The sequence below is a fragment of the Mycobacterium sp. genome (assembly GCF_032162605.1).
In the GTDB taxonomy this organism is placed as follows: domain Bacteria; phylum Actinomycetota; class Actinomycetes; order Mycobacteriales; family Mycobacteriaceae; genus Mycobacterium.
On sequence record NZ_JAVROT010000207.1, the window covers coordinates 1 to 5878 of the forward strand.

Genomic DNA, 5878 nt, shown 5'->3' on the forward strand with positions numbered 1-5878 from the left:
GGCATCTGACATCACCTTGCGCATCAAGTAGTTCTCCGTGAGGACGTCGGCCACCAGACGATCCAGTCCGTTGTCGCGGGCGATTTGTCCAAGTCGGCCAAGCAACACGGTTCCCACGCCTCGCATATGTTCTTGGTGGGCAACGACGATCGCCACCTCGGCGCATCCAGGGTCGTTGCACATGAAGTAGCTGGCAACGCCGATCAATCTGCCGCTTTCGAAGGCTCCCAGTGCGAACTGTTTATTGGAGCGATCGGCGAGTGACCTGGCCCAGCTTTTCAAGTAGGCCGGATGGGCAGTGAAGAAACGAAGGTACCGCTCACTCTCAGTGAGCGTTTCGGATAGCGCGAAGATGCCGTCGAGGTCGTCCAAGTCGAGCCGCCGTAGTGAGACCAAACCCCCATCAAGAAGCGTTGCTTCTGAAATGTGTTTCAAGTATTCGTTGGTCATGTCAACCTTCTAGCGACGCCATGGAAGCCGGACGATGAGGACCGGCCCGAGCGATCTCGGCCGGCCATGGCAGTCGACGACGTGGTGACGTGCCGCTGTTGCCATCGCTCGACACGGATTTGCACCGAATCACTCCTCATGGTCGTGAGTGCTGGAGCAATGACATGGGCTAGCGTGATCGGCGCGTGCACAGGACCGCTTCACGCGCGGGCCATCGAACAGCGGCGTCCGACGCCGGCGACCTGTGGGCACAGACTCTTGTTTCGGAATCATCTGCGGACGTGGACATTTCGATCTCCTTCAGCCGTGGCGACCCGTCAATTTTCTGCAAAGTCGTCGGAACTACCTACGGACAACGAGAATGGAACACTCGCCATGAGCGAGAATCGGTTGACTGCGCGGACCGATGAAATTTGATACGCGGTCAACGTCTGCGCTGCCGATAACAGCGAGTGAAATCGCGTCGTCAGTGGTTTCCAGGAACGATGCCACGCCGGTGCGTGTTGCGATGGGGTGAACGTCGACATCGGGGTATCGGTTCATCCAGCCGCCGGCGCGGCGATCAAGTTGGTCGTAGGGAATCTGACCCATTCCGGCTGCCGCGCTCCCAGCGCCAAGATCGCCTCGCCGCGCACGCGCGCTTCATCCATGGCTGTCTGCAGTACCGCGTCATTACCGGGCTCGTCGTTGACAACAACGGCGATCCGGCCCCGAATGGGTGCCGGCGCATCGCTGTTGGTGCGAACGATCGCTACCGGGCAGTGCGCACGCGCGGCCAACGACACCGCGGTAGAGCCGAACAACACTCGGGAAATGCGGCCGACCCCTACGGATCCGACGCAGATCATCGACGCGGCGCGAGACTCCTCGGCCAAGGCCTCGTCGACATCGCCGCGGAGGACTACAGTCTCGACCTTCACCGGTCTTCCGGTGGCCTCGATCGCGGCACGTGCCTGTCGCAGCGCTGTCTCGGCATATTCCTTTTCGAGGCTGAATTGCACCTTCGGTGCGATGGACGCTTGCCTGATATGAGTGACGTGGACGATGCGCAGCGGCACATCACGGCTGATGGCTTCGTCGATTGCCCAAACCGCGGCGTTGATTGCAGCTCTTGAACCGTCGACACCCACGATGATCGGCCCGAGTGCTTCCATGTGCTTCATCGCGTACTCCTGATGCGTGGGCAGGCACACCTTGGTGGCCGTTGCCGTATGTCCTGAACGCTATGGGCCGATTCGAGTAACGGATGGAGTCATTAGACCCCTAGTCGGGCGCCGTTAGTCCTTGCATCGGGTGTGGCTGGCCTGATTCTCATTTCGGGCGATGATCACGGTGCTACCTCGTTGCTTTGCTGGCGTGGAGCGACTGGACTGCGCACGGTTCCCCGACGATCGAGTGGTCCACGTTGCAATCGGTGGGAGGAAAGCTTCTCGGTGAGCGGTTGGCCGAGTGGCAGGTGCGTTACCCCGATGCCAGGGTGCGCCGAGTCGTCGTTCCGGATCGGGCGGCTAGTCACCTTGTAATGCGGTCCGAGTCAGCACAACTCGTCGTCGTTGCCAGTCACGGTCGAGGCGGGTTCGCGGTATGCTAGTGGGCTCGGTAAGCTCCGCCGTGGTGCAGTCGGCTCGGACCGCCCGTGATCGTCGCCTCAGTCCTAGCGGTACCGTACGAATCACCGAGATGTCACGGCAGCGGCGCCGACCAACGCAGCACCGTGCCTCCGCCGGCCGCGTCTTCGATTGCGAAAGCGCCGCCGACCGCCTGGGCACGCTCCCGCAAATTGCTCAGACCGCTTTCAGTAATTGGCCCCGTGATGCCGTGGCCGTTGTCGCTGACTTCAATGCACAAGTCGTCTTCGACCTTGACGGTGATGCTCAAAGCTGTGGCGCCGGCGTGGCGAATCACATTGCTGACTGCCTCGCGCACCACCGCTTCGGCGTGATCGGCGAGGGCGGCATCGACAACGGATAGTGGTCCGATGAACTGCACCGTGGTACGGACCTCGGAGCTGGCGAATTGCCCGATGGCCTCGTCGAGGCGCTGTCGCAATCGGGTTGTCTCGGTGGGTGCTCCATGTAAATCGAAGATCGCGGTGCGGATCTCCTGGATGACGCCCTGCAAGTCATCGACGCTGTCAGTCAACCGCCGTTGGACCTCGGTGGGGCGGGCGCGGGGGATGGTGCCCTGCAGCGCGAGCCCGACAGCGAAGAGGCGCTGAATGACATGATCATGGAGGTCTCGCGCAATACGATCCCGATCGGTCAGGACATCGAGTTCGCGCATCCGACGCTGTGTGCTCGCCAGCTGCCATGCCACGGCGGCTTGATCGGCGAAGGCGGCCATCATGTCGAGTTGTTCCTCAGTAAACGGCTGAGCGCCCTTCTGCCGCAGGGTAATCACCACGCCGGCGACTGTGTCGGCGGCACGCAGCGGAAGGACCAGCGCTGGGCCCGCATGGTCCAGGACGCCGAGTGCGACGTCGATCAGGTCCAATCGTCCGGGGGTTCGTTGCAGAAAGGCTTCACCGATCGACGTCCCTCCAATTGGAATCGGTTGAGCTGCGGGGGGAGTCCCATGTGCCGAAGCGATTTCGACCACAACGAGTTCCCTGATGTCGGCTGATGGGACGTCATCGCCGGCGGGAACCGCGACCACCGCGACCTCTGCGTCCGTCAGCTTGAGCGCCGCGTCGGCCACGAGCCGGAACACCCGGGCGGGATCGGTACCCGCCAGCAGTTGGGTGGCGATGTCGCGGGTCGCCTCGATCCACTGCTGGCGTGTTTGGGACTGCTCGTAGAGCCGGGCATTGTCGATGGCGATACCGGCGGCGGCGGCCAGTGCCTGTGCGAGCACCTCGTCGTCCTCGCTGAAGGCGAGCCCTGACGCCTTCTCCGTCAAGTACAGATTTCCGTAAACCTCGTCGCGGATGCGGACCGGAACGCCGAGGAAGGTTCGCATCGGCGGATGGTTGGGCGGAAACCCGACTGAAGCGGGATGGTCATCGATGTGATCCAGCCGAATCGGTGTCGGCTCATCGATCAACACCCCCAACACGCCAAGACCCTGGGGCAACGGCCCGATCTTCTCTCGGGTGGGTTCGTCGATACCTTCGTAGATGAACTCGATGAGCTCGTGGTCGGCTCCGCGGACACCGAGCGCCCCGTACCGGGCGCCAATCAGCTCGATCGCGGTATGCACGATCGTGCGCAGCGTGGAGTCCAGGTCAAGCCCCGAGGTCACGACCAACATGGCATCGACGAGGCCGTCGAGCCGATCACGGCCTTGGACGATCTGTTCGACCCGATCCTGGACCTCGGTCAGCAGTTCACGCAGTCGCAGCTGCGACAACGAATTACGCAGTGGACGGACGCGGCCGCATTCCTCGTCCGGCTCGACTCCGCCGGTCACGGTCTCCATTGTGGCACCCCGGCCGCGAACCGAGCGATGTTTCGCCTGCGTAATTTATTCGTTGGAATGGCGAGGACGGTCGAGCTTGGAGACAAACACCGCGGCCTGCGTTCTGCGTTCCATCCCCAGCTTCGCCAGTAACCGGGAAACGTAGTTCTTCACGGTCTTCTCGGCCAGAAACATCCTCGCCGCGATCTGCTTGTTCGTCAGCCCCTCGCCGAGCAGGTCCAGCAGCACCCGCTCCTGGTCAGTCAGGCCCGACAACGGATCGGAGTGTTCGGCTGCGCCGCGAAGCTTCGCCATCAAGGCGGCCGCGGCCCGGTTGTCGAGCAGTGAACGACCCGCCCCTACGTCTTTGATGGCCTTGGCGAGCTCCATCCCCTTGATGTCCTTGACGACGTATCCGCTGGCGCCCGCGAGGATCGCGTCGAGCATCGCTTCGTCGGAGGTAAACGATGTGAGCATCAGGCAGCGCAGATTGGGCATTTTCGACAGCAGGTCGCGGCATAGCTCGATCCCGTTGCCGTCGGGTAGGCGGACATCGAGCACCGCGACGTCGGGTTTGAGCGCAGGTATCTGTGCCAGCGCGTGCGATACCGAGCCGGCTTCGCCGATGACCTCGAGCTCGGGATCGGCGCTGAGCAGATCGATCAACCCACGCCGAACAACTTCGTGGTCATCGACTAAGAAGACCTTGACCATTGCGATCCCTCCGAGGAGCCGTAGTGAGTGTGGTCGGTTCCCGCTAGAACGATATTGGACCTCTCGTGGTGGACACTCACAACAATTCACGCCGATCGCGGATGAGGAGGGAGCGATCGGTGTCCTGCCGGGCCGCTAAACCGATCGGTCCGAGAAGATCACCCACATCGCTCCGACCGTCACGGCCCACCACGACCAGGTGCATGTCGTCAGCATGCTTGGCCACATACTTGACGGCGCTGCCGCTAACGGCCACCGCGCGCAGGTCAAGATCGGGATATCGTCGCCTCCCGCAAGCCAGGCTGCGATCGAGGTGTGCCCATACCTGGCGATTGCCCTCGGATGCGGCGCGGACGTCATGGATGTCGGTAAACCGGGAACGCCGGGCCGTGATCACCCGCAGGGAGGCACCGCGCAACTGTGCTTCCTCCACACCGACCTGCAATACGCTGCTGTCGACGGACTCATCGACTTCGACCACGACCCGGCCCGGTTTGGAAGACGTCGCGCCGCCCTGCCGGCGGATCATCGCGGCGGGGCAATGGGCCCGCGCAACCAAGGTCGCGGCCGTCGAACCGACCCGGCCACGGTGAAGTATTTCAGTCCGATCGACCCGACACACAACATTGCCGCCCCCCGGGACGCATCCATCAGCGCACGGGTTGGGTGGCCCTGCAGTATCTGCACCTTGATCTTGACCGGCTTCTCGGCTCGACGGCGGTGAACGCGTAGCGAACAGACAGCTCCGTGGGGCCAGCTCGCGCTGCACCCTGCGCGTCGGGTGTCGGAGTTGTCGGTCGAATCGATGGCGTACACCAGACGCAGCGGGATGTCGCGGCTGACAGCCCGATCGACGGCCCCCAGCGCAGCGTCGAGGGCTGCACGAGAACCATCTAACGGTGTAGACACTATCGACGTCTTCAATTCGTGTTCAGAGGGCTTAAGTCCCCGATTGGCGGTCATTGGTCCCTGCCGAATAGCCATGCCCCTTAGCGGCAGCAGACCGCTGTCGAACAGGAGATGAAGGTTTGCGAAAGACGGATACGAATGGCCAGGGCCGTTCATCCTGGCCGACAGGTCACTTCGCTTGTGCCTGGTCCCGAAAATCGAGTACCTCGTGCAGCGGGCGGCGAGGCGTCATCGGCGGCGTCTCGCCAATCACAGGCGCCTCTCCAACGCGGATCAACAACTGCGGCATGGCTTCCCGACCGGTCAGGATGCCGACGATCCTGCGGCTAGACGACAGCTCGATCAGGTGTGTCAGTGTGCACGTCGCCAATCCGGCCAATGTGCACTCCAACAACACCGCGGACAACAC

Annotated in this window: 7 protein-coding genes and 1 pseudogene; 1 reads left to right on the forward strand and 7 read right to left on the reverse strand. The window is 62.7% G+C overall.

Annotation, left to right across the window (positions count from 1 at the left end):
• Together QOI01_RS12900 and QOI01_RS12905 are read right to left on the reverse strand one after the other, a co-directional pair.
• A partial coding sequence (locus QOI01_RS12900; RefSeq protein WP_526381458.1) for a GNAT family N-acetyltransferase occupies positions 1-450 on the reverse strand: 450 nt, incomplete at its 3' end.
• A gap of 539 nt (positions 451-989) precedes the next feature.
• A complete protein-coding gene (locus QOI01_RS12905) occupies positions 990-1580 on the reverse strand; it encodes a universal stress protein (RefSeq protein ID WP_526381460.1) in 591 nt (196 codons plus the stop codon).
• A 218-nt stretch (positions 1581-1798) separates the two neighbouring features.
• Between QOI01_RS12905 and QOI01_RS12910 the strand changes: the two genes are divergently transcribed.
• Positions 1799-2041, forward strand: coding sequence for an adenine nucleotide alpha hydrolase family protein (locus QOI01_RS12910; RefSeq protein ID WP_526381462.1), 243 nt, complete (start codon positions 1799-1801; stop codon positions 2039-2041).
• A gap of 92 nt (positions 2042-2133) precedes the next feature.
• On the opposite strand, the gene QOI01_RS12915 is transcribed toward QOI01_RS12910, so the two are convergent.
• The 5 genes and pseudogenes from QOI01_RS12915 to QOI01_RS12935 form a co-directional block, all read right to left on the reverse strand.
• Complete coding sequence (locus tag QOI01_RS12915; RefSeq protein WP_526381464.1) at positions 2134-3858, reverse strand: GAF domain-containing sensor histidine kinase; 1725 nt, start codon at positions 3856-3858, stop codon at positions 2134-2136.
• Between the two features lie 54 nt (positions 3859-3912).
• The gene (gene dosR / locus QOI01_RS12920) at positions 3913-4560 is read right to left on the reverse strand and encodes a hypoxia response regulator transcription factor DosR/DevR (protein WP_526381466.1); all 648 of its coding nucleotides are present in this window, start codon (positions 4558-4560) and stop codon (positions 3913-3915) included.
• 76 nt (positions 4561-4636) lie between these two features.
• The gene (locus QOI01_RS12925) at positions 4637-5089 is read right to left on the reverse strand and encodes an adenine nucleotide alpha hydrolase family protein (protein WP_526381468.1); all 453 of its coding nucleotides are present in this window, start codon (positions 5087-5089) and stop codon (positions 4637-4639) included.
• On the reverse strand, positions 5086-5625 hold the full coding sequence (locus QOI01_RS12930) for a universal stress protein (RefSeq protein ID WP_526381470.1): 540 nt from the start codon (positions 5623-5625) through the stop codon (positions 5086-5088). The genes QOI01_RS12925 and QOI01_RS12930 overlap by 4 nt, the downstream gene beginning before the upstream one ends.
• A 13-nt stretch (positions 5626-5638) precedes the next feature.
• A pseudogene (locus QOI01_RS12935) lies at positions 5639-5878 on the reverse strand (NAD(P)H nitroreductase); the annotation flags it as partial.

Coding starts and splice junctions, on each gene's coding strand:
- QOI01_RS12930 (WP_526381470.1), bottom strand. CDS start 5,625: ATGAACGGCCCTGGCCATTCGTATCCGTCTTTCGCAAACCTTCATCTC.
- QOI01_RS12925 (WP_526381468.1), bottom strand. CDS start 5,089: ATGATCCGCCGGCAGGGCGGCGCGACGTCTTCCAAACCGGGCCGGGTC.
- dosR (WP_526381466.1), bottom strand. CDS start 4,560: ATGGTCAAGGTCTTCTTAGTCGATGACCACGAAGTTGTTCGGCGTGGG.